Annotated in this window: 23 protein-coding genes; 19 read left to right on the top strand and 4 right to left on the bottom strand. The window is 73.4% G+C overall.

All coding sequences use genetic code 11. From position 1 onward, the window contains the following. The gene (gene pdhA, locus C7456_RS11605) at positions 1-1086 is read right to left on the bottom strand and encodes a pyruvate dehydrogenase (acetyl-transferring) E1 component subunit alpha (RefSeq protein ID WP_109723923.1); all 1086 of its coding nucleotides are present in this window, start codon (positions 1084-1086) and stop codon (positions 1-3) included. 201 nt (positions 1087-1287) lie between these two features. Between pdhA and C7456_RS11600 the strand changes: the two genes are divergently transcribed. Beyond that, positions 1288-2151, top strand: a complete 864-nt coding sequence (locus C7456_RS11600; protein WP_109723922.1) for a tryptophan 2,3-dioxygenase — start codon at positions 1288-1290, stop codon at positions 2149-2151. Between the two features lie 70 nt (positions 2152-2221). Further along, entirely contained in the window at positions 2222-3733 is a 1512-nt protein-coding gene (locus C7456_RS11595; RefSeq protein WP_109723921.1) for a peptide MFS transporter, read from the top strand. 106 nt (positions 3734-3839) lie between these two features. Here C7456_RS11595 and C7456_RS11590 read toward each other — a convergent pair whose 3' ends face one another. Then, entirely contained in the window at positions 3840-4298 is a 459-nt protein-coding gene (locus tag C7456_RS11590; protein WP_109723920.1) for a MarR family winged helix-turn-helix transcriptional regulator, read from the bottom strand. Positions 4299-4369: 71 nt separating this feature from the next. Here C7456_RS11590 and hppD point away from each other — a divergent pair, with 71 nt between their 5' ends. The 17 genes from hppD to fabB all read left to right on the top strand — a co-directional run bounded on the left by hppD (position 4370) and on the right by fabB (position 21203). Then, positions 4370-5464 carry a 4-hydroxyphenylpyruvate dioxygenase gene (gene hppD / locus C7456_RS11585; RefSeq protein ID WP_109723919.1) on the top strand — a complete coding sequence of 365 codons (1095 nt, stop codon included), beginning with the start codon at positions 4370-4372 and terminating at the stop codon, positions 5462-5464. A 51-nt stretch (positions 5465-5515) separates the two neighbouring features. After that, positions 5516-5914, top strand: a complete 399-nt coding sequence (locus C7456_RS11580) for an endonuclease domain-containing protein (protein WP_109723918.1) — start codon at positions 5516-5518, stop codon at positions 5912-5914. Positions 5915-5926: 12 nt separating this feature from the next. Continuing rightward, the gene (gene hmgA, locus C7456_RS11575) at positions 5927-7234 is read left to right on the top strand and encodes a homogentisate 1,2-dioxygenase (protein WP_425454633.1); all 1308 of its coding nucleotides are present in this window, start codon (positions 5927-5929) and stop codon (positions 7232-7234) included. Further along, a complete protein-coding gene (locus tag C7456_RS11570) occupies positions 7234-7830 on the top strand; it encodes a lectin (RefSeq protein WP_425454636.1) in 597 nt (198 codons plus the stop codon). The genes hmgA and C7456_RS11570 overlap by 1 nt, the downstream gene beginning before the upstream one ends. A 27-nt stretch (positions 7831-7857) precedes the next feature. Then, a complete protein-coding gene (locus C7456_RS11565; RefSeq protein ID WP_109723915.1) occupies positions 7858-8844 on the top strand; it encodes a fumarylacetoacetate hydrolase family protein in 987 nt (328 codons plus the stop codon). Positions 8845-9259: 415 nt separating this feature from the next. Continuing rightward, positions 9260-10660, top strand: coding sequence for an oxygen-independent coproporphyrinogen III oxidase (gene hemN, locus C7456_RS11560; protein WP_109723914.1), 1401 nt, complete (start codon positions 9260-9262; stop codon positions 10658-10660). Between the two features lie 31 nt (positions 10661-10691). After that, positions 10692-11453: a helix-turn-helix domain-containing protein gene (locus C7456_RS11555; RefSeq protein ID WP_109723913.1), complete on the top strand. Its 762-nt coding sequence runs from the start codon at positions 10692-10694 to the stop codon at positions 11451-11453. An 83-nt stretch (positions 11454-11536) separates the two neighbouring features. Then, complete coding sequence (locus tag C7456_RS11550) at positions 11537-12772, top strand: NnrS family protein (RefSeq protein WP_109723912.1); 1236 nt, start codon at positions 11537-11539, stop codon at positions 12770-12772. A 293-nt stretch (positions 12773-13065) separates the two neighbouring features. Next, complete coding sequence (gene nirK / locus C7456_RS11545) at positions 13066-14583, top strand: copper-containing nitrite reductase (protein ID WP_109723911.1); 1518 nt, start codon at positions 13066-13068, stop codon at positions 14581-14583. Position 14584: 1 nt separating this feature from the next. After that, positions 14585-15355 carry a formylglycine-generating enzyme family protein gene (locus C7456_RS11540; RefSeq protein WP_109723910.1) on the top strand — a complete coding sequence of 257 codons (771 nt, stop codon included), beginning with the start codon at positions 14585-14587 and terminating at the stop codon, positions 15353-15355. A gap of 10 nt (positions 15356-15365) precedes the next feature. Further along, the gene (locus C7456_RS11535; protein ID WP_109723909.1) at positions 15366-15929 is read left to right on the top strand and encodes an SCO family protein; all 564 of its coding nucleotides are present in this window, start codon (positions 15366-15368) and stop codon (positions 15927-15929) included. Positions 15930-16112: 183 nt separating this feature from the next. After that, positions 16113-17324 (top strand): alginate export family protein, encoded by a 1212-nt coding sequence (locus tag C7456_RS11530; RefSeq protein WP_109723908.1) that lies wholly within the window; start codon positions 16113-16115, stop codon positions 17322-17324. 187 nt (positions 17325-17511) lie between these two features. Beyond that, on the top strand, positions 17512-17799 hold the full coding sequence (locus C7456_RS11525; RefSeq protein ID WP_109723907.1) for a DUF2249 domain-containing protein: 288 nt from the start codon (positions 17512-17514) through the stop codon (positions 17797-17799). After that, the gene (gene ubiT / locus C7456_RS17530) at positions 17780-18700 is read left to right on the top strand and encodes a ubiquinone anaerobic biosynthesis accessory factor UbiT (RefSeq protein ID WP_245889847.1); all 921 of its coding nucleotides are present in this window, start codon (positions 17780-17782) and stop codon (positions 18698-18700) included. Before C7456_RS11525 ends, ubiT begins: the two co-directional genes overlap by 20 nt. A gap of 40 nt (positions 18701-18740) precedes the next feature. Further along, positions 18741-19403 (top strand): radical SAM protein, encoded by a 663-nt coding sequence (locus tag C7456_RS11510; RefSeq protein WP_109723906.1) that lies wholly within the window; start codon positions 18741-18743, stop codon positions 19401-19403. Between the two features lie 76 nt (positions 19404-19479). Further along, the gene (gene fabA, locus C7456_RS11505; protein WP_109723905.1) at positions 19480-19995 is read left to right on the top strand and encodes a 3-hydroxyacyl-[acyl-carrier-protein] dehydratase FabA; all 516 of its coding nucleotides are present in this window, start codon (positions 19480-19482) and stop codon (positions 19993-19995) included. Further along, entirely contained in the window at positions 19995-21203 is a 1209-nt protein-coding gene (fabB, locus tag C7456_RS11500) for a beta-ketoacyl-ACP synthase I (RefSeq protein ID WP_109723904.1), read from the top strand. The genes fabA and fabB overlap by 1 nt, the downstream gene beginning before the upstream one ends. Before the next feature lie 109 nt (positions 21204-21312). On the opposite strand, the gene C7456_RS11495 is transcribed toward fabB, so the two are convergent. Continuing rightward, positions 21313-22191 (bottom strand): U32 family peptidase, encoded by an 879-nt coding sequence (locus tag C7456_RS11495; protein WP_109723903.1) that lies wholly within the window; start codon positions 22189-22191, stop codon positions 21313-21315. 4 nt (positions 22192-22195) lie between these two features. Beyond that, positions 22196-23194, bottom strand: coding sequence for a ubiquinone anaerobic biosynthesis protein UbiU (gene ubiU / locus C7456_RS11490; RefSeq protein ID WP_109723902.1), 999 nt, complete (start codon positions 23192-23194; stop codon positions 22196-22198). Positions 23195-23243 lie beyond the last annotated feature (49 nt).

The following is a 23243-nucleotide window of genomic DNA, read 5'->3' as shown; positions in this document are numbered from 1 at the left end:
TCAGTGCGCCTTGTGTTCGAGCGAGAGGGCGAGATCGCGCTGCCGGGCGAGGTCGGCGGGTAGCTCGGCGAAGGTGTAGTCGAACATCGCCGTGACCGGCTGGGTCTTCGTTTCGAGGTAGGCGTTGACCTCGTCGTCCATCCAGTCGTCGCACTCGGCCTTCCAGGCCTCCTCCTTCTGCTCGTCCCACGCGCCCTTGGCCACCAGCCAGTGCTTCAGGCGCTTCATCGGCTCGCGCGCCCAGGCGTCCTTCACTTCCTGCTCGCCGCGGTAGCGGCGCGCGTCGTCGGCGGTGGTGTGGTCGCCCAGGCGGTAGGTGACCAGCTCCAGCACGCTGCCGCCCTGGCCGCTGCGGGCGCGCTCCAGCGCGTCCTCCATCGCCTTGCGCACGGCGATGATGTCGTTGCCGTCCACCTGGATCGAGAACAGCCCGGCGGCGATGCCCTTCTGCGCCAGCGTGGGCGCGCCGGACTGGATCTTGCGCGGCACCGAGATCGCCCACTGGTTGTTGACGATCACCGCCACCAGCGGCAGGTTCTGCGCGCCGGCGATGTTGATGGCGCCGTAGAAGTCGCCCTTGGACGAGCCGCCGTCGCCGATGGTGCACACCGCCACGCGCTTCTCGCCGCGGATCTTGAAGGCGAGCGCGGAGCCGGCCGCGTGCAGGCACTGCGTGGCGATCGGCACGCTCCAGGCGAAGTCGTGGCGCGCCGGCTCCTTCCGGTAGTCGTTGCCGCGCTCGTCGCCGCCCCAGTACATGTACACCTCGCGCGGCTGCACGCCGCGGTAGAGCTGCGCGCCGTACTCGCGGTAGCTCGGCGCCAGCACGTCCTCCGGCCTCATCGCGCTGCCGATGCCCACGTGCGCGGCCTCGTGGCCCAGGCAGCTGGCATAGGTGCCGAGCTTGCCGGTGCGCTGCAGCGCCACCGACTTGGCGTCGAACACGCGGGTGGACATCATCAGCTTGTACAGCTCGACCATGTGGTCGAGGTCCTGCGCGAAGGCAGGCAGGTCGTCGCGGACCTGCTTGCCCTCGGCGTCGAGGTATTGCAGGTACTCGATCTCGAATTTGGCGGCGATGGACACGACTCGCTCCCGGATGGACTGAAGGGGAAGGGAGGCGGCAGCCCATCCAGCGGGGCAAGGCGCGCAAAAATCCCTGAAAAGATCGTATTTGATAGCAGGGCGGCATGTTGCGCCGCAAGGCACGGTGCAGCATGCGAAACCGTACGGTGCGGCCGCGGGGCTACGGTTACCATAGGCGCTTTGCGGTTTGGCGTAAGGGACATGAGCGAGAACCAGCGCGAGCTCGAGGCCGGCATCGAGACCGACCTCGAAGGCCGCCTCACCTACGGCGGCTACCTGCGGCTGGACCGGCTGCTGTCGGCCCAGCACCCGCTGTCCGACCCGCCGCACCACGACGAGATGCTGTTCATCGTGCAGCACCAGGTCAGCGAGCTGTGGCTGAAGCTGATGATCCACGAGCTGCGCGCGGCGATCGGCTTCCTGCGCCGCGACCAGGTGTGGCGCACGCAGAAGGTGCTGGCGCGCTGCAAGGCGGTGCTGCGCCAGCTCACCGAGCAGTGGTCGGTGCTGGAGACGCTGACGCCGTCGGAGTACCTGGAGTTCCGCGACGTGCTGGGGCCGTCCTCCGGCTTCCAGTCGCTGCAGTACCGCATCGTCGAGTTCCTGCTCGGCAACAAGAACGCGGCGATGCTCAAGGTGTTCGCGCACGACCCGCCGGGGCAGGCCGCGCTGCGCGGGACGCTGGAGTCGCCCGGCCTGTACGACGAGTTCCTGCGCTACCTGGCGCGCTTCGGCCACGCGGTGCCCGCGGCGCACCTGGAGCGCGACTGGTCGAGGCCGCACGCGGCCGACCGCGCGCTGCTGCCGGTGTTCGAGCGCATCTACGGCGACACCGAGCGCTACTGGCGCGAGTACGCGCTGTGCGAGGACCTGGTGGACCTGGAGACGCAGTTCCAGCTGTGGCGCTTCCGCCACATGCGCACGGTGCAGCGGATCATCGGCTTCCGCCGCGGCACCGGCGGCTCCTCCGGCGTGGCGTTCCTGAAGAAGGCGCTGGAGCTGGAGTTCTTCCCGGAGCTGTTCGAGGTGCGCACCACGCTGCAGCCCGCCGGCGCGCCGCGCTGAGCCGATTGTGCGGCGGTTCGCGCCTCTGGCAGGATCGCCCGACCGCCACAGGGGCAACGAGCAGAACGCCATGACGACGACCCGCCCATCCGACCCGGCCGCCGCCGCGCCCGACTTCCCGCAACTGCTCGGCCATCCGCGCCCGCTGTGGATGCTGTTCATGACCGAGTTCTGGGAGCGCTTCGCGTTCTACAGCGTGAGCTGGGCGCTGGCGCTGTACATCGTGGCGCAGTTCTACCACGGCGACGCGGCGGGGCAGGGCTGGGCCAGCGCGATCTTCGGCGCGTACACCGCGCTGATCTACGCCACCGGCATCTTCGGCGGCTACGTGGCGGACAAGCTGATCGGCTACCAGCGCTCGATCCTGCTCGGTGCGGCGGTGATGGCGGCGGGCCTGTTCACGCTGGCGGTGCCCGAGCGCGCCATGATGCTGCTGGGCCTGGCGCTGGTGATCGTGGGCGACGGCCTGTTCAAGCCGAACATCTCCTCGATGGTGGGCCAGCTGTACGGCCGCGACGACCCGCGCCGCGACCGCGGCTTCACCCTGTTCTACATGGGCATCAACGCCGGCGCCTTCCTCGCGCCGCTGCTCACCGGCTGGATGGCCGAGACCTTCACCGGCGTGCCGATGCGGCAGAACTTCAAGCTGGTGTTCCTCGCCGCCGGCGTGGGCATGACGCTGAGCCTGCTGTGGTTCTGGTTCGGCCGCCGCGGCCTGAAGGGCGTGGGCCGGCCGGCCGCGGGCGGCGAGAGCCGGCTGCGCGTGCTGTGGGTGCTGGCCGGCGTGGCGGTGGCGGTGCCGCTGGTCTACCTGCTGCTGTCCAAGATCGGCGCCACCGGCCTGCAGTGGCTGCTCGGCCTGCTGTTCGTGGGCGTCGCCGCGATGCTGGTCGGCGAGGCGCTGCGCCACGACCGCGTGCAGCTGCACCGGGTGGTCGCGATGCTGATCATCTTCGCCTTCAACATCCTGTTCTGGATGTTCTATTTCCAGCTCGGCACCTCGTTCAACTTCCTCGCCGAGAACCTGGTGGACCGCGAGATGTTCGGCGGCTGGGTGTTCCCGGTGGGCTGGTTCCAGTCGGTGAGCCCGCTGGCGATCCTGCTGCTGGCGCCGCCGCTGACGCTGGTCTGGGGCTGGCTGGACAAGCGCCGCGCGGAGCCGTCGATCCCGCGCAAGTTCGGCCTGGGCCTGGTCTTCAACGGGCTGGGCTTCCTGGTGCTGATGTACGGCCTGTCGAGGCTGCTCGACGCGCGCGGGCTGATCCCGTTCTGGCCGCTGGCGCTGTGCTACGTGCTGCAGACGGTGGGCGAGCTGTGCCTGTCGCCGATCGGCCTGTCGATGGTGACCAAGCTGGCGCCGCCGCGGCTGGTCGGCGTGGCGATGGGCGGCTGGTTCCTCTCGCTGGCGGTGGGCGGCAACCTGTCCGGCCTGCTGGCCAGCGCGATCAGCGGACAGAGCGGCATGACCGCGGCCTCGGCGCTGTCCGGCTTCACCTTCGGCTTCTGGCTGCTGGCCGGCGCCGGCGCCTTCCTGCTGCTGATCGCGCCGCTGGTGAACCGGCTGATGCATGGAGTGAAGTGAAAGGGCGAGGAGTGGGTGGAGAGAAGTGAGAGAGAATCTCGCTGTCCGGGGCGTCACGGCGTGCCGGCTTCTCTCTCTACTCACTCCTCTCCACTCGCCCCTCGCTCTAAAGCAGCTTGTCCAGGATGCGCGTCAGCCACGCGCGCTCCTCCGCGTCCAGCTTGGCCAGCACCTCGCGCTCGCGCGCGCGGGCCATCGGCGCGACCTGGTCGTGGATCGCCCAGCCGGCCTCGGTGAGGCCGAGCACCGAGCGGCGCTTGTCGCCGTCGTGGGTGGCGCGGCGCACGCGCCCGGCCGCCACCAGCCGCGCCAGCGCGCGGCTCACCGCCACCTTGTCCGTCGCGGTGCGCTCGGCCACCTCGCGCGCGGACAGGCCGTCGAAGCGCGCCAGCACCGCCATCACGCGCCACTCGGTCACGCTGAGGTCGTAGCGGCGCTGGTAGTCGTCGGCGATCGACTGGCTGATCGTGTTGGACAGGATCGACAGCCGGTAGGGCAGGAAGCGCTCCAGCTCCAGCGGGGCGTGGTCGGCGCCGGCGGGCGCGGGCTTGCGGACGGAGGCCATTGCGGCGGTGTTCCTTGCAAATGGTTTCAGTTGAAACTATAAGGGTCTATCCAGCCTAGAGGACAGCCGCCATGAGTGCACAGCCCAATCTCGGCATGCAGGTCACCACCTTCGAGAACCCGATGGGGATCGACGGCTTCGAGTTCGTCGAGTTCGCCGCCCCGCAGGGGCGCGGCCACGAGCTGCACGAACTGTTCCGCAACATGGGCTTCACCGCCGTGCTCAAGCACGGGGCGCGCCCGATCACCGTGTACCGCCAGGGCGACGTGAACCTGCTGGTGAACGAGGACCCGGATTCCTTCGCCGCCGACTTCGCGGCCCGGCACGGCCCGTGCGCGTGCGGCTTCGCCATCCGCTTCAGGAAGCCGGCGCGCGAGGTCTACGACGCGGTGCTGGCCAACGGCGGCGAGGCGGTGGGCGGCAAGGAGGCCACCAGGGCGGTGGCCGCGCCGGTGGTCAAGGGCATCGGCGACTGCATGCTGTACCTGGTGGACCGCTACGGCGACCAGGGCAGCGCCTACGACGGCGACTTCGTGCCGGTGCCCGGCGCCGATCCGCACCCGAAGGGCTTCGGCCTCACCTTCATCGACCATCTCACGCACAACCTCTACTTCGGCAACATGCAGCAGTGGTCGGACTACTACGAGCGGCTGTTCAACTTCCGCGAGATCCGCTACTTCGACATCAAGGGCGCCAAGACCGGCCTGGTCTCCAAGGCGATGACCGCGCCGGACGGCATCGTGCGCATCCCGCTCAACGAGTCCAGCGACCCGAAGAGCCAGATCAACGAGTACCTCGACGCCTACCACGGCGAGGGCATCCAGCACATCGCGCTGTTCACCGACGACATCTACGCGACGGTGGAGGCGATGCGCGCGCGCGGCGTGGAGTTCCTCGACACGCCGGACACCTACTACGAGGTGATCGACCTGCGCATCCCCGAGCACGGCGAGGACGTGCCGCGGCTGGCGAGGAACAAGATCCTGATCGACGCCGACCCGGAGACCAAGAAGCGCAAGCTGCTGCAGATCTTCACCCAGAACTGCATCGGCCCGATCTTCTTCGAGATCATCCAGCGCAAGGGCAACGAGGGCTTCGGCGAGGGTAACTTCCAGGCGCTGTTCGAGTCGATCGAGCGCGACCAGATGAAGCGCGGGGTGCTGTGATTTTTGGGCCCCGCTCCCTCCGGGAGAGGGGTAGGGGGCGAGGGCACGGTCATGCAGGGACGCATCAAGCCGCCGTTGCCGAGCAGGACGCGAGGCCTGGCGCGCGGCTTCCGGCAGGCGGCCACGGACGCGGAACTGCGCCTCCGGCTCCATCCGCGCGCCGGACGGCCGGGCGGATTGAAGTTTCGCCGCCAGCATCCCGTTCCACCCCACGTCGTGGTTTTCTACTGCGAGGCGAAGAAGCTGGTCGTGGAGCTGGATGGTTCGCAGCATGACGAGTCCGCCGGCCGGACCTGCACGGTGTTCCTCGAATCGCTGGGCCTGAAGGTTTTGCGCTACTGGGACAACGACGTCCTGCAACAGACGGAAGCGGTGCTCGAGGCGATCCTCGACGCCGCAGGGAACCGAACCCTCACCCCAATCCCTCTCCCGGAGGGAGAGGGGCTCTAGAAAGCGGAAGGCATGCACATGTCTGTCGGCATCGATTACCAATCCGGCTTCGGCAACGAGTTCGCCAGCGAGGCGCTCCCCGGCGTGCTGCCGGCGGGCCAGAACTCGCCGCAGCGCGTGGCGCACGGCCTGTATGCCGAGCAGCTCTCCGGCACCGCGTTCACCGCGCCGCGCCACGCCAACCGGCGCAGCTGGCTGTACCGCATCCGCCCGGCGGCGGTGCACGCGCCGTTCGCGCCGCTGGCGCACGCGCGCTTGCACAACCGCTTCGACGAGGCGCCGGCCACGCCCAACCAGCTGCGCTGGGACCCGTGGCCGCTGCCCGAGGCGCCCACCGACTTCCTCGACGGCCTGGTCACCCTCGCCGGCAACGGCGGACCGGCCGAGCAGGCCGGCGTGGGCATCCACGTCTACGCGGCCAACCGCTCGATGCAAGGGCGGTTCTTCTACGACGCCGACGGCGAGCTCCTGATCGTGCCGCAGCAGGGCCGCCTGCGCATCGCCACCGAGCTGGGCGTGCTGGCGGTGGCCCCGCTGGAGATCGCGGTGGTGCCGCGCGGCGTGCGCTTCCGCGTGGAGCTGCTGGACGCGCAGGCGCGCGGCTACGTGGCGGAGAACTTCGGCGCGCTGCTGCGCCTGCCGGACCTCGGCCCCGTCGGCGCCAACTCGATGGCGCTGCCGCGCGACTTCCTCGCGCCGGTGGCCGCCTACGAGGACGTCGAGGGCGACTTCGCGCTGGTCGCCAAGTTCCAGGGCGCGCTGTGGCAGGCGAGGATCGGCCACTCGCCGCTGGACGTGGTGGCCTGGCACGGCAACTACGCGCCGTACAAGTACGACCTCACCCGCTACAACACGGTCGGCTCGATCAGCGTGGACCACCCGGACCCGTCGATCTTCACCGTGCTCACCTCGCCCAGCGACACGCCGGGCACGGCCAACATGGACTTCGTGATCTTCCCGCCGCGCTGGCTGGTGGCCGAGCACACCTTCCGCCCGCCGTACTTCCACCGCAACGTGGCCAGCGAGTTCATGGGCCTGGTCGAGGGCCAGTACGACGCCAAGGCCGGCGGCTTCGCGCCGGGCGGCGCCTCGCTGCACAACTGCATGAGCGGCCACGGCCCCGACGCGGCCAGCTTCGAGAAGGCCAGCGCGGCGGACACTTCCGTGCCCGACCACCTCGCCGGCACCATGGCCTTCATGTTCGAGACGCGCAAGGTGATCCGCCCCACGCGGCAGGCGCTGGAGGCGCCGCAGCTGCAGCGGGACTACTACCGCTGCTGGCAGGGCATCGCCCGGCATTTCGACCCGGAGCGGCCGTGATCCGGCGCCTGCCGCTGCTCGCCGCGCTGGCGCTGGCCGGCGGCTGCGGACAAGCGCCGGCGCCGGCGGAGAGCGCGTCGCACGAGTCGCCCCGGGCCGCCGCGTCCGCAGCGACGCCGGCGGCCGTGGCGAGTGCAGCGACGTCGCCGGCCGCCGGCACCGGCCTCGCCCGCTACGACGGCTATGGCGACCTGCGCCTGGGCATGGACGAGGCCGCCTTCCGCGCCGCCTGGCAGGGAGCGCTGGACGGCCGCGTCGATCCGGCCGGCGGCTGCGGCGTGCTGTGGCCCCGCGGGGCGGCGCGGGATGTCGGCTTCATGTTCGAGCAGGGCCGCTTCGTGCGCTACGACGTGGCCACCGCGAAGGTGGCGGCGCCGGGCGGCGGCGCCGTGGGCATGGCGGCGGCGCGCGTCCGCGCGCTGTACGGCCGCGTCGAGGCCGAGCCGCACAAGTACGAGGCGGGCGCCTCCACGCTGCGCGTCGCCGCGCCGGACGGCCGCGGCGCCCTGGTGTTCGAGACGGACGCGCAGGGCAGGATCGCGCGCTGGCGCGTCGGCCTGCCGCCGGCGGTCGATTACGTCGAGGGCTGCGGCTGAGCCGCGGCATACGGAGCATACGAGCAGATGAAACTGGGCAGTCTCAAAGAAGGCGGGCGCGACGGCACCCTGATCGTGGTCAGCCGCGACCTCACCCACGCGGCCAGGGCCACCGGCATCGCGCCGACGCTGCAGGCCGCGCTGGACGACTGGCACAACGCCGCGCCGCGGCTCAACGCGCTGTACGGCGAGGTCAACGCCGGCACCGCGCCGGGCCGCTTCCCGCTGGACCTGGACGCGCTGGCCGCGCCGCTGCCGCGCGCCTACGAGTTCGTCGACGGCTCGGCCTACCTGCCGCACGTGGAGCGCGTGCGCCGCGCGCGCGGCGCCGAGGTGCCGGCCAGCTTCTACACCGACCCGTTGATGTACCAGGCCACCAGCGCCGGCTTCCTGGGTCCGCGCGACGACGTGGTGGTGCCCAGCGAGGACTACGGCATCGACCTGGAGGCCGAGGTGGTGGTGGTCACCGACGACGTGCCGATGGCGGTGACGCCGGCCGGGGCGGCCGCGCACATCCAGCTGGTCGGCCTGGTCAACGACGTCTCGCTGCGCAACCTGATCCCGGCGGAGCTGGCCAAGGGCTTCGGCTTCCTGCAGAGCAAGCCGCGCTCGGCGCTGTCGCCGGTGTTCGTCACGCCCGACGAGCTGGGCGCGGCGTGGCGCGGCGAGAAGCTGCACCTGCCGATGCGCACCTGGCTCAACGGCAAATGGTTCGGCGAGGCCGAGTGCGGCGTGGACATGCAGTTCAGCTTCGCCGAGCTGGTGGCGCACGCGGCCAAGACGCGGCCGTTGACCGCCGGCACCCTGGTCGGCTCCGGCACCATCGCCAACCAGGACACCGCCAAGGGCGCCTCCTGCCTGGCCGAGCAGCGCACGGTGGAGACGCTGCGCGACGGGCAGCCGTCCACGCCGTTCCTGAAGTACGGCGACAGCCTGCGCATCGAGGTCACCGACGAGCGCGGCGCCTCGGTCTTCGGCGCCATCGAGCAGCGCATCGCGCCGCCGGCCCGCTGAGGGCCGGTTCACGCTCTTCGCGCCGCGCGGCGGAACCGCCTGTGGTCCGGCATCGCGGCCGGAGGCCGCTCCCACCGGGCTTGCGAAGTCTCTGTGGGAGCGGCCTGCGGCCGCGATCGACCCGGCGCGGGACCGCCAACGGCCCCGATGCCGGGCCCGCCGGGCGCATGCCCGGCGACGGGTGGCCGAGCGCGGCGTTGCCTGACTGCACGGCAGGCGACGGAAGCACGGCAAGCGCTGCCTGGACACCCGCCGGCGGTCCGCCCAGCCGGCCTTTCCTGGCGCTTTCCCCGGAAGATCTTGAGCAGGCTCTGCGGCGCGCCGTGGCCCGTCCCGGCCGGGGCGGACGGCGACCGCGGCCCGCCTTGACCGGGATCAAGACCGCGCGGCGCGGCGCCGCCCACACTGCGCCGCCATGAACCATGCCATCGCCGTTCCCGAATTCGACCCGGAGCTGATCGCGCGCTACGACACCGCCGGGCCGCGCTACACCAGCTATCCCACCGCGCCGCAGTTCCGCGCCGACTTCGGCGAGGCGCAGCTGCGCGATGCGATCCGCGCCTCCAACGAGGAGCCGATCCCGCGCCCGCTGTCGCTGTACGTGCACGTGCCGTTCTGCCTCAGCCCGTGCTTCTACTGCGGCTGCAACCGCGTGATCACCCGCGACATGGGCAAGGCCGACCGCTACCTGGAGCGGCTGTACCGCGAGATCGAGCTGCTGGCGCCGCTGTTCGACCGCGACCGCCCGGTGCGCCAGCTGCACTTCGGCGGCGGCACGCCGAACTTCCTCGACATCGCGCGCATGGGCGAGCTGATGGAGTCGCTGGCGCGGCACTTCAGCTTCGGCCGCCGCGGCGAGCGCGAGTTCGGCATCGAGATCGACCCGCGCTTCGCCGACGGCGACTACGTGCGCGGGCTGGGCGCGCTGGGCTTCGACCGCGTCTCGGTGGGCATCCAGGACTTCGACCCGGCGGTGCAGGCGGCGGTGAACCGCATCCAGGGCGTGGCCGAGACCCGCGCGGTGATCGAGGGCGCGCGCGCGGCGGGCTTCGCCTCGGTCAGCGTGGACCTGATCTACGGTCTGCCGCGTCAAACGCTGGCGGGCTTCGAGCGCACGCTGGAGGAGGTGCTCGCGCTGGCGCCCGACCGCGTGGCGGTGTACGGCTACGCGCACCTGCCGCAGCTGTTCAAGGCGCAGCGGCAGATCGAGGCGGGCGAGCTGCCCGACCCGGCCACGCGGCTGGCGCTGTTCGGCCGCGCGCTGGAGAAGCTGTGCGGCGCCGGCTACGTGTACGTGGGCATGGACCACTTCGCGCGCGCCGACGACGAGCTGGCGCGCGCGCAGCGCGCGGGCACGCTGCAGCGCAACTTCCAGGGCTACTCCACCCACGGCGACTGCGACATCGTGGGGCTGGGGGTGAGCGCGATCGGCCGCATCGGCGACAGCTACAGCCAGAACGCGCGCGACCTCGCCGGCTACTACGCCGCGCTGGACGCCGGCCGCCTGCCGGTGGCGCGCGGCCTGCTGCTGGACGAGGACGACCTGATCCGCCGCGCGCTGATCGGCGAGCTGATGTGCCACGGCGAGCTGGACACCACCGAGTTCGGCGCGCGCCACCGGCTGGTCTTCGCCGAGTACTTCGCCGCCGAGCTGGCGCGCCTGCGGCCGCTGGCCGACGACGGGCTGGTGGCGCTGGACGGGGCCGCGATCCGGGTGACCCCGCGCGGGCGGCTGCTGCTGCGCAGTATCGCGATGTGCTTCGACGCCTACCTGGGCGACGGGTCGGCACCGGCGCGCTATTCGCGTACGATCTAGGCGCCGCGATCAGCCAAGGCGTTCCTTCACGATGCGTCCCAGGAATCCGGCAGGCCGCCTGCCCGAGCCGCCCAGCCCGATCGCCGACGACGGCGACGAGAGCCATTTCTGCCGCACCTGCGCGTTCGCCGGCGCCTGCCTGGCGGTGGGCTACGGCAAGCCGGAGCTGTCGGCGCTGCACTGCCTGGTCGAGCACGTGGGGCCGTACCGCGCCGGCGAGCACATCTTCCGCACCGGCGACCCGTTCCGCGCGATCTTCGCGGTGCGCGCCGGCACGGTGAAGACCTGCCTGGTCGACAAGGACGGCCGCGAGCAGGTGCTGGGCTTCTACCTGCCCGGCGAGGTGATCGGCCTGAACGCGATCTACCCCGACCACTTCCCCTGCGACGCGGTGGCGCTGGAGACGGCCTACTTCTGCCGCTTCTCGTTCCCCGCGATGAGCGCGCTGGCCGCGCGCATGCCCGCGGTGCAGCAGCACCTGTTCCGCCTGCTCAGCAAGGAGCTGGGCGCGGCCAGCCTGCTGGCCGGCGACCACAGCGCGGACGAGCGCATGGCCGCGTTCCTGGTGGACCTGGGCGAGCGCTACGCCTCGCGCGGCTTCTCCGGCACGCAGTTCCAGCTCAGCATGTCGCGCGGGGACATCGCCAACTACCTGCGCCTGGCCGCCGAGACGGTGAGCCGCGTGCTCGGCCGCTTCCGCGCGCAGGGGCTGATCGAGATCGAGGGCCGCGCGCTCACCCTGCGCGACGCGGCCGGGCTGCGCCGGATCGGCCAGAGCCTGCTGCCCGAGTGAGGCCCGCGCCGCGCTGACCCAGGTCACGGCGCGGCGTCGCCGCCGCGCGGAGCATGCGCGCATCCCGCACCCCGAGGCGCCGCATGCGCGATCCGATCTCCCGTCCCCCGGCCCCGCCGCTGCCGGCCCTGCTGGCCGCGGCGCCGCACCGCCCGCTGTTCCTCGCCGGCGCGCTGGCGGTGCTCACCAGCATGGCCTGGTGGACGGCCGAGCTGGCCGCGCTGCGCTTCGGCTGGCGCGGCTGGCCGCAGCCGCCGGTGCCGCCGGGCTGGGCGCACGCGATGCTGGCGCAGTACGGCATGCTGCCGCCGTTCATGCTCGGCTTCCTGCTCACCGTGTTCCCGCGCTGGCTCGGCCGGCCCGCGCTGCCGCGCGCGCGCTACCTGCCGGTGGCCGGCGCGGTGTTCGGCGGCTACCTGCTGGCGCACGCCGGGCTGCTCGGCTCGATGGCGCTGCTGCGCGCGGGCTTCGCGCTGATGCTGCTGGGCCATCTCGCCGGCCTGGCCACCCTGGGCGGCGTGCTGCGCGCGGCGGGCCGGCGCGACGCGCATGCGCTGTCGTGCCTGGCCGCATTCGCGCTGGGCGCGCTGGGGCTGGCGGCGTTCCTCGCCTTCCTGCTCGGCGCGCCGGCGCGCTGCGGCCTGCTGGCGGTGAAGCTGGGCACCTTCGGCCTGCTGCTGCCGGTGTACTTCACGGTGAGCCACCGCATGATCCCGTTCTTCAGCGGCAACGTGGCGCCCGGCTACCGCGTGTACCGGCCGCGCTGGAGCCTGCCGCTGGCGTGGGCGCTGCTCGCCGCGCACCTGGCGCTGGACCTGGCCGGCGCGCCGCGCCGGCTGTGGCTGGCCGACCTGCCGCTGGCGCTGCTGTTCGGCTGGCACGCGCTGGCCTGGCAGCCGTGGAAGGCGCGCCGGCCCGGCCTGCTGGCGGTGCTGCACCTGGCCTTCGCCTGGCTGCCGGTGGCCTTCGCGCTGTACGCGGCGCAGAGCCTGTGGCTGCTGGCGACGGGCACGCCGGCGCTGGGGCTGGCGCCGCTGCACGTGCTGGCGATCGGCTACTTCGGCTCGATGCTGGTGGCGATGGTGACGCGGGTGACGCACGGGCACTCGGGCCGCCCGCTGCGGATGGGCGCGGTGCCATGGCTGTGCTTCGCGCTGCTGCAGGGCGTGCTGCTGCTGCGCGTGCGCGCGGAGCTGGGCGGCGACGCCTACCTGTGGCTGGTGCTGGCCGGCGCCGGCTGGCTGCTCGCCTTCCTGCCGTGGGTGCTGCGCTCGGCGTGGATCTACCTGACCCCGCGCGCGGACGGCGCGCCGGGCTGAGCGCCTGCATCACGCGCTCGCGTGCTCCGCCGGGGAGCCGTCCGCGCGCGGGCCAGGGAAGCGCGAGGGAGCGGCATGGCCGGAGTGGGGCGAGGGCCGGGGCGATGCGCTCTTCCCAAGAAGACGCCGGACAGGCTCCAGGAGCATGGGCGCGCTCCAAGGTTGACGCGCATATCACGCCGGCCTGTGGCAGCTTGACGCATCGAGCCATTCCCGGCACCGCGGCTGATACAGGTCAAGCGAAGGGGAGCGCCGCCGCCTAGTCTGGCATCGGGAATCACAGGGAGAAGCCCATGTCACGACTCTTGACCACCGTGCTCGCCGCCGCCGGCCTGCTGTCGCTCGCGGCGTGCTCGGGCAAGCCGGAGACGCCGGCGGCCGCGGCCGGCCAGCCCGCCGTGGCGTCCACCTCCGCCATCCCCGGCGACTTCGGCCCGCCGCAGGGCGAGCCGGTCCACGCGGTGCTGACCAGCCCGCCGAACGTGCCGCCGCCGGTCCACCGCGACCACCCGGCCAAGGTCATCGTGGACCTGGAGGTGATCGAGAAGGAGATGCAAATCTCCGAGGGCGTCACCTACACCTACTGGACCTTCGGCGGCACCGTGCCCGGCAGCTTCATCCGCGTGCGCCAGGGCGACACGGTGGAGTTCCACCTGAAGAACGACCCGAACAACAAGATGCCGCACAACATCGACCTGCACGGCGTCACCGGCCCGGGCGGCGGCGCGGCGTCGAGCTTCACCGCGCCCGGCCACGAGTCGCAGTTCACCTTCAAGGCGCTCAACCAGGGCATCTACGTCTACCACTGCGCCACCGCGCCGGTGGGCATGCACATCGCCAACGGCATGTACGGCCTGATCCTGGTCGAGCCGCCGGAGGGGCTGCCCAGGGTCGACCACGAGTACTACGTGATGCAGGGCGACTTCTACACCACCGGCAAGTACCGCGAGAAGGGCCACCAGCCGTTCGACATGGACAAGGCCATCGACGAGAAGCCGACCTACGTGCTGTTCAACGGCCACGAGGGCTCGCTCACCGGCGACAAGGCGCTCGCCGCCAAGGTCGGCGAGACGGTGCGCCTGTTCGTGGGCAACGGCGGCCCCAACCTGGTGTCGAGCTTCCACGTGATCGGCGAGATCTTCGACACCGTGCGGCAGGAAGGCGGCACCGTGGAGCAGCACAACGTGCAGACCACGCTGATCCCGGCCGGCGGCGCGGCGATGGTGGAGTTCCGCACCCAGGTGCCGGGCAGCTACGTGCTGGTGGACCACTCGATCTTCCGCGCCTTCAACAAGGGCGCGATGGCGATCCTCAAGGTGGACGGCCCGGAGAACAAGGCGATCTACTCGGGCAAGGAGGTCGACGCCGCCTACCTGGGCGACCGCGCCGAGCCGAACCTGCACGCGGTGGCCACCGCGGCCAAGGCCAACGCCGCCGGCACGCTGAGCAAGGAGGACCAGATCGCCGCCGGCAAGCAGCTGTTCACCGGCACCTGCTCGGTCTGCCACCAGGCCAGCGGCGAGGGCCTGCCCGGCGTGTTCCCGCCGCTGGCCAAGTCCGACTTCCTGGCCGGGCTGGGCAAGGACGAGCTGATCGGCATCCCGCTGCACGGCCACACCGGGAAAGTCACCGTCAACGGCAAGGAGTACGACTCGGTGATGCCGCCGATGAGCCAGCTCACCGACGACGAGGTGGCCAACATCCTCACCTTCGTGCTCAACAGCTGGGGCAACCCCGGCGGCCAGATCAGCAAGGAAGACGTGGCCAGGGTGCGCGCGCAGCCGGCGCCCGCGCCCGCGGCGGGGCACTGAGATGGCCGCGCGGCGCCTGCCGGCGCTGCTGCTGCTCGGCGCGGCGTTCGCCGCGCCGGCCGCGGCGGCGGACTACGCGGCGCTGCCGGGCGGCACGTTCGCCAGCGTGCTGCCCGCCGACGGCAAGGCCGCGCCGGCGCGGATCGCGCCGTTCCGCCTGCGCACCGAGCCGGTCACCAACGCCGAGTTCCTCGCCTTCGTGAAAAGCCACCCGCAATGGCGGCGCGACCGCGTGCCGGCGGTGTTCGCCGACGCGCGCTACCTCTCGCACTGGGCCGCCGCCGACGCGCTGGGGCCGGACGCGCTGCCCGCCCAGCCGGTGACCCGGGTGAGCTGGTTCGCCGCGCAGGCCTACTGCGAGAGCGAGCACGCGCGCCTGCCGGGCTGGTACGAGTGGGAATACGCCGCGGCGGCGGACGCGCGCCAGGCCGACGCGCGCGCGGACCCGGCCTGGCGCGAGCGCGTGCTGGCGTGGTACGCGCGCCCGTCCAGCACGCCGCTGCCGGCGGTGGGCGGCGCGCCGGACGTGCACGGCGTGCGCGACCTCAACGGCCTGGTGTGGGAATGGGTGGACGACTTCAACGCGCTGCTGGTCGGCAGCGACAGCCGCGACCAGGACGGCGCGGACAAGCTGCGCTTCTGCGGCGCCGGCGCGATCGGCATGCAGCAGAAGGAGAACTACGCCACGCTGATGCGCGTGGCCATGCTGTCCTCGCTGCGGGCCACCGACACCACCAACAACCTGGGCTTCCGCTGCGCGCGGAGCGAATGAGGACCGAGCCATGAAACGACTGCTGCTGGCGCTCTGCCTGCTGCTGCTTGCCGGCCAGCTGCCGGCCGCCACGCCGCTGCCGGGCGACTCGGTCTACCAGCTCGACGCCAGGCTCACCGACCAGGACGGCCATCAGTGGCCGCTCGCCGCGCGGCGCGGCCGGGTGCAGCTGGTGACCATGTTCTACACCTCCTGCACGATGGTCTGCCCGATGATCGTCGACACGCTCAGGCTCACCCGCAAGGCGCTGGACGAGCCGGCGCGCGAGCGCCTCGACGTGCTGGCGGTGAGCTTCGACCCGGCCCGCGACGACCCGGCGGCGCTGCGCCGCTACGCCGGCCAGCGCCAGCTCGACGCGCACTGGACGCTGGCCCGGGCCGAGCCGCAGGACACGCGCCGCCTCGCCGCGCTGCTCGGCCTGCAGTACCGCCAGCTGCCGGACGGCGACTTCAACCACTCCAGCCAGCTGATCCTGCTCGACGCCGACGGCCGCATCCTGGCCCGCACCACGGTGATCGGCCGGCTCGACCCGGCGTTCGTGGACGCGGTGCGCAAGGCGCTGGCCAAGGGGTAGGGGGGCGTCCGGACGTCTTTACCGCCATCCGGCGGAAGGCGCCGCCAGCGATGGCGGCGCTTTTTTTGCGCCGGCGCGGCGCGTTGTCACAGCGGGAACCATTGCTGCCTTCGCCTGATCCGGATCAGGCGCGCGGCGCGCGCGACTGCGGAGACTGCCTCCGGAATCCACGGGAGCAGACCGATGAAACTCGCACGCAAGACCCTTTCGATCGCCTGCGCGCTCGCCGCGCTGGCCGGCCCGGCCTGGGCGGACGGCGCGACTGACGCGCCGCTGCGGCTGCAGTGGGACATGCGCCTGCGCCACGAGCAGGTGGACGACGACGCCTACGCCCGCGACGCGCGCGCCGACACGCTGCGCCTTCGGCTGGGCCTGCTGGCGCACTTCGGCCATGGCTGGAGCGGCTTCGTCGAGGGCGCCGGCACGGCCAGCGCCGGCGAGCACTACGACAGCGGCGCGAACGGCCAGACACGGTACCCCGGCATCACCGACCCGCACGGCGGCGAGCTCGACCAGGCCTGGCTGGCCTGGCGGGGCGGCGGCTTCGACGCCACCCTGGGCCGGCAGCGCCTGCAGCTGGACAACCAGCGCTGGATCGGCAACAGCGGCTGGCGCCAGTTCGAGCAGACCTTCGACGCGCTGTCGCTGCAATGGCGGCCCGCCGCGGACTGGACGCTGCGCTACGCCTGGCTCGACCGCGTGCACCGCGTGGCCGGCCCCGACGCGCTCAGCCCGCAGGCGCGCGAGCGCCGGCTCGACACCCACCTGTTCAACGCCGCCTGGACGCGCGGCGCGCAGCAGTGGACCGGCTACGCCTACCTGCACGAGGACCGCGACGTCGCCAGCGCCTCCAGCGCCACCTACGGCCTGCGCTGGACCGGCAGGCCCTCGCCGCGGGGCGGCCTCGGCTGGACGCTGGAGGCCGCGCGCCAGTACGACCACGCCGGCAACCCGCAGCACTTCGCGCACGGCTACTGGCTGCTGGAGCCCGCGTGGACGCAGTCCGGCGTCACCGCCAGGCTGGGCTGGGAGCACCTGGGCGGCGACGGCCGCACCGCGCTGCAGACGCCGCTGGCCACGCTGCATGCGTTCAACGGCTGGGACGACCAGTTCAACGCGACGCCCGCCGACGGCCTGGACGACCGCTACGTCGCGCTCGACGGCGCCTTCGGCCGCGGCCCGCTCGGCTGGCTCGTCGGCTGGCACGACTACCGCGCCGACCGCGGCGGCGCGCGCTACGGCCGCGAGTGGAACGCCTCGCTCGCGCTGCCGCTGGCCAGCGGCCTGAGCGGCCTGCTGAAGCTGGCCGACTACCGCGCCGACCGCTACGGCCACGACGACGCCAAGCTGTGGCTGCAACTGGAATGGCACGGCCAGACCGCGCTCGCGCGCTGAGCTTCCGCTCCCCTCCCGCTCCCCTCCGGGGAGAGGGCCGGGGTGAGGGGCCGCTCTTGCGACCCGCCCCGACATGCCCGCCTACCGCAAGCCGCACTTTCGCCAGGCACGCCGCCACCGCGCGAATACCCGATCCCCGTTGACCTGGATCAGCGCATCCATCCCGCGCCTGCGCTGAGATCGCACCATGCCCACCGGAACCTGCCATTCCTGCCGCTGCCACGACGCGGCCGCCGGTCCCGCCCCGCTCGACCTGCGCCGCCTGCCCGCGCCCGAGCCGCTGCAACGCGCGCTGGCCGCCGCCGACGCGCTGCTGCCGGGGCAGTCGCTGCGCGTGCTCACGCCCCTGCTGCCGGCGCCGCTGCTGGACGCGCTGGCGCAGCGCGGCCTGCACGCGCGGGCGGAACCGCTCGCGGAAGGCGGCGCGCAGGTGACCATCCGCCGCGACGCCGCGCATGGCCCGGCTGGCGCTTGAGCAGGCGCCGGCGGCCGCGCTGCCGCGCCGCTTCCTGCTCACCATGCCGATGTGGGGCGTGGCCGCCGCGGCGCTGCTGCTGGCCGCGGGCGCGGCGCCGCTGCGCTCGCGCTGGCATCCGGCGACGCTCGCGCTGGTGCACGCCTACACGCTGGGCGTGCTGGGCAACGCGCTGCTCGGCAGCCTGCTGCAGTTCCTGCCCGCGGCGGCCGGCGTGCGGCTGCGCGGCGCGCGGCTGGGGCCGTGGCTGCACGGCCTGTTCAACCTCGGCGCGCTGCTGCTGCCGGCCGCCTTCGCGCTGTTCGGCGCGATGGCCCTGCCGGGGCTGGCGACGCAGGTGCCTGACCCGGATCAGGGCGCGGCATCCCGCGACGAGGCGACGATGGCGGCCATGCCCGCGCCCGCCCATGCCGCCCGCCTGTTGCGCCTGCTGCCGCCGCCGCGCCGGCTGGCCCCGTTGCTGCAACTGGCGCCCGCGCGCTGGCAGGGCCGCCTGCTCGAGGCCGCGCTGGCCGGCGTGCTGGCCGCGCCGTTGCGCGCAGGCGCGCTCGACTTCATGCGGGGCCGCCGGCTGGGCATCGAGGTGAGCGACCTGCGCCTGCGCTGGGTGCTGGAGCTGCGCGGAGCGCGGCTGCGCGTGGTCGACGGCGAGGCCGAGGCCAGCGTGCGCGGCGGCGCCGCCGACCTGCTGTTGCTGGCCGGCCGGCTGGAGGACGCCGACACGCTGTTCTTCCAGCGCGCGCTGGTGCTCACCGGCGACACCGAGCTGGGCCTCACCGCGCGCAACCTGCTGGAGCGGCTGCCATGGGAGCGGCTGCCGCTGGGCCTGCGCATCGCGCTCGACCGCGGCGCCCGCCTCGCCCGCGCGGCGCGCGCCGCGCACCGCGGCGAGGCGGCCTGACGCCGATGCGGCGCATGCGCGCCGGCCGGGACAACGCCGCGTGCTCGCGGTAGCCGGCATCGGGCGCGCGACCGCCGACGCCTTGCCCGGCGGCCGTGCGCTGACGCTGCACCTGCAAGGCTGCCCGTGGCGCTGCGTGCACTGCCCCGATCCGCGCTGGCGCCCGCCGCGCGGCGTGGCCGGCGTGCCGTGGGAAGCGGTGCGCGCGCTGCTGCAGCGCCGGCGGGGACGCCTCGACGGCGTGGCGTTCGCCGGCGGCGAGCCCACCGCGCAGGCCGCGCTGGGCGAGGCGGTGGAGGAGGCGCGCGCGCTGGGCTACCGCGTCGCGCTGCACACCGCGGGCATCCATCCCGAACGGCTGCGGCCGCTGCTGCCGCGCCTGGACTGGGTGGCGCTGGAGGTCAAGGCGCCGTGGCGCCGCTACGACGCCGTCACCGGCGTGCGCGGCAGCGGCCATCGCGCGGCCGCCGCGCTGTGCGCGCTGCTGGCCGGCAGCGCGCCGCTGGAATGCCGCACCGCCTGGCATCCGGCGCTGTTCCCGCCCGACGAGCTGTACCGGCTCGCCGACGACCTGGCCGCGCTGGGCGTGCGGCGCTGGACGCTGCGCGCCTGCCGCGCCGGCGGCCGCCCGCTGCCGGGCTGGCGGACGCCGGACCTCGCGCGGCTGCGCGCCAGCTTCGCCGCGTTCGCCTTCCGCCGCTGAGCGCCGCTTGACCGGCGTCAGGGCGGCCGCCGCCGGCGCGCCGCAGACTCGCCGCATCCCAGCCCGGAACGATCGCATGTCCCGACCTTCCTCGTTCGACCGCGAGCAGCTGCTCGCCTGCGCCCGCGGCGAGCTGTTCGGCCCCGGCAACGCGCGGCTGCCGTCGCCGCCGATGCTGATGTTCGACCGCATCACCCGCGTCGCCGAGCACGGCGGCGCGTTCGGCAAGGGCGAGCTGCACGCGGAGCTGGACGTGCATCCGCGGCTGTGGTTCTTCGGCTGCCACTTCGACGGCGACCCGGTGATGCCCGGCTGCCTGGGGCTGGACGCGCTGTGGCAGCTGTCCGGCTTCTTCCTGCCCTGGCTGGGCGAGCCGGGCCGCGGCCGCGCGCTGGGCGTGGGGCAGGTGAAGTTCACCGGCCAGGTGCTGCCGAGCGCGCGGCTGGTGCGCTACGAGGTGGACGTGCGCCGCGTGCTGCGCGGCCGGCTGGCGCTGGTGGTCGCCGACGGGCGCACCTTCGTCGACGGGCGGCCGATCTACGTGGCCACCGACATGCGCGTGGGCCTGTTCCGCTCCACGGAGAACTTCTGATGCGCCGCGTGGTGGTGACCGGAATGGGCATCGTCTCCTGCCTCGGCAACGTGGCCGACACGGTGACGCGCGCGCTGCGCGAGCTGCGCGGCGGCATCCGCGCGGTGCCCGAGTACGCCGAGCGCGGCCTGCGCAGCCAGGTGGCCGGCGTGCCGCAGGTGGACCTGGACGCGGCGGTCGACCGCCGGCTCCGGCGCTTCATGGGCGACGCGGCGGCCTACGCCTACGTGGCGATGCGCGCGGCGATCGCCGACGCCGGCCTCGTGCCCGAGCAGGTCAGCCATCCGCGCACCGGCGTGATCGCCGGCTCCGGCGGCGGCTCGGCGCAGTGGCAGATCGAGACGGCCGAGCTGCTGCGCGCGAAGGGCGTGCGCCGGATCGGGCCGTACATGGTGCCGCGCACGATGTGTTCCACCGTGTCGGCGGCGCTGGCCACCGCCTTCGGCATCCTCGGCCTCAGCTATTCGATCGCCGCCGCCTGCGCCACCTCGGCGCACTGCATCGGCGCGGCGGCCGAGCTGATCCGCCACGGCGCGCAGGACGTGGTGTTCGCCGGCGGCGGCGAGGAGCTGCACTGGGGCATGGCCGCGCAGTTCGACGCGATGGGCGCGCTGTCCACCGGCTACAACGACGCGCCGCGCGCCGCCTCGCGCCCCTACGACGCCGGCCGCGACGGCTTCGTGATCGGCGGCGGGGGCGGCATGCTGGTGCTGGAGGACTACGCGCACGCGAAGGCGCGCGGCGCGCACATCCGCGCCGAGCTGGTCGGCTACGGCGTCACCTCCGATGGCGCCGACATGGTGGCGCCCTCCGGCGAGGGCGCGGTGCGCTGCATGCGCATGGCGCTGGCCGGCGCCGGCGTGCCGGTCGGCTACCTCAACACCCACGGCACCGCCACGCCGCTGGGCGACCTCGTGGAGCTGCAGGCGGCGCGCGAGGCGTTCGGCGCGGCGCTGCCGCCGCTGTCCTCGACCAAGGCGCTGACCGGCCACGCGCTCGGCGCGGCCGGCGTGCACGAGGCGATCTACAGCCTGCTGATGCTCGAGGGCGGCTTCGTCGCCGGCTCGGCGAACATCGACGCGCTGGACCCGCGGGCCGCCGGCTACCCGATCCTGCGCGAGACGCGCGAGGCGCGGCTGCGCGCGGTGATGTCCAACAGCTTCGGCTTCGGCGGCACCAACGCGAGCCTGGTGTTCGCGGGGGTGTAGCTGCGGCGGTCCGGTGCTCCGAGGCGACGGCGCGCGGATGCGCGCTTCCGGGAACGGCGAGCGGGAGCGCACGCGACCGGCAAGCGGCGGGAGCCGCCGCTTGCCGCCATCAGGATGCGGCGTCGACCCGCATCCCCGGCCCGCCGTGCCAGTAGCCGTTGCGCGCGCCGATGCGCGGCGGCGGCTGCGGCGAGCGGCGGGCGAGGTGGAAATGCGCCACCGCCTCGGCCATGCCCTCGGCCTGCGGGTACAGCCGCAGCACGTCCACGCCCAGCGCGCGCAGCGCCGGCAGCTCGGGGCCGAGGTCGGTGACCTCCTCGCCCTGGACCTGGACGCCGTTGATGCGCAGGAACGGCCGCCCCTCGCGCGTGGCCAGCGGCAGGCCGTCGGGATGGTCGATGCAGCGGAAGCCGCACTGGTCCTTCGCCACGTCCAGCGCGCGCGCGGTGAAGCAGCGCGCCGAGTAGGCCAGCGGCAGGCGGCCGAAGGCGATCACCTCCAGTTCCGGCATCGCGCCGCCGCCGGCCAGCATCGCCGCGCGCAGCTCGCGCAGCAGCGCCTCGCCCTGCTCCACGCCGGGCACCCAGCGGCGCAGGCCGTCCTCCATCAGCAGCGCCAGCGCGCGGTGGTTGTACACGTTGAGCGAGGGGCCGCCGACGAAGGGCACGCCGCGCAGGCGGCACAGCTGCACGGCGGACAGGTCGTTGGCCTCGATCCAGCCGCCGCCTGCCTCGACCAGCCGCCCGAGCGCGCCCAGCTCCGACTCGGCCTCGACCAGCGCCAGCGAGGACAGCACCACCTGCTTGCCGCTCTCGGCCAGCTCCGCGGCCAGCGCGGTCCAGTCGCGCGCGGCCAGCTCGCGGCGCTTGCTGCACACCGTCTCGCCGAGGTAGACGATGTCCACCGGCCAGCGCGCCGCCTCGCGGTAGAACGCCAGCGTGCGCTCGCGCGGCCAGAAGTACTGCAGTGGTCCCAGGCTCAGCTTCATCGGTTCAGTGCCAGCGGCGGTGGTAGGGACCGAGCGTGGTCTGGCGGCCCTCGGCGTGGCGGGCCAGCGCGGACTGCCAGCCGGGCCGCGGCCGCCACTGCGCGGGCGCGGCGCGGTAGCGGTCCAGCGCCTCGCGCCAGGTGCGCGTGACCGAGGCGACGTAGGCCGCGCCGCGCTGGCGACCCTCGATCTTCAGCGCCGCCACGCCGGCCCGCGCCAGCCGCGGCAGCAGCTCCAGCGTGTTGAGGCTGGCCGGCTCCTCCAGCGCGTGGAAGGTCTCGCCGCCCACCGCGTAGCGGCCCTTGCACACGGTGGGATAGCCGGCCGGCTCGGCCGGCTCGAAGCGGTCGATCAGCACGCGGTTGAGGCGCACGCTGCGGCGGCCGTCGGCGTGCTCCTCCCAGCGCACGAAGCCGGCCGGCGAGCACACGCCGTGGCGGTTGGGCGAGGCGCCGGTGACGTAGCTGGAGAGCTGGCAGCGCCCCTCCACCATGATGCACAGGCTGCCGAAGGCGAACACCTCCAGCGGCACCGGCGCGCTCTCGCACAGGCGCTCCACCTGCTGGATCGACAGCACGCGCGGCAGCACCGCACGGGCGATGCCGAAGCGCTCGTGCATGTAGCGCAGCGCCGGCGCGGTGGTGGCCGAGCCCTGCACCGACAGGTGCCGCGGCAGCGCCGGATGCGCGCGCGCGGCGTAGTCGAGCACCGCCATCTCGGCCACGATGACGGCGTCGCAGCCGAGGCCGGCGGCCTTGTCCACCGCCGCCTGCCACTGCGCCAGCCGCGCGCTGTCGGGATAGGTGTTGAGCGCGAGGTACACCCGCGCGCCGCGCGCGTGCGCGTAGGCGATGCCCTGGCGCAGCTCCTCGTCGCCGAAGTTGAGGCCGGGGAAGGCGCGCGCGTTGGTCTGGTCGCGCAGGCCCGCGTAGACCGCGTCGGCGCCGGCGTCGACCGCCGCCTGCAGGGCCGGCAGGTTGCCGGCGGGACAGACCAGTTGCATGACGCCTCTCCGGTGCGACGGGACGCCGCATCCTGCGCGCCGGCGCGGG

Origin of the sequence: Fulvimonas soli (genome assembly GCF_003148905.1) — a bacterium.
Taxonomy (GTDB): Bacteria; Pseudomonadota; Gammaproteobacteria; order Xanthomonadales; family Rhodanobacteraceae; genus Fulvimonas; species Fulvimonas soli.
This window is presented reverse-complemented; position numbering and strand designations above follow the sequence as displayed.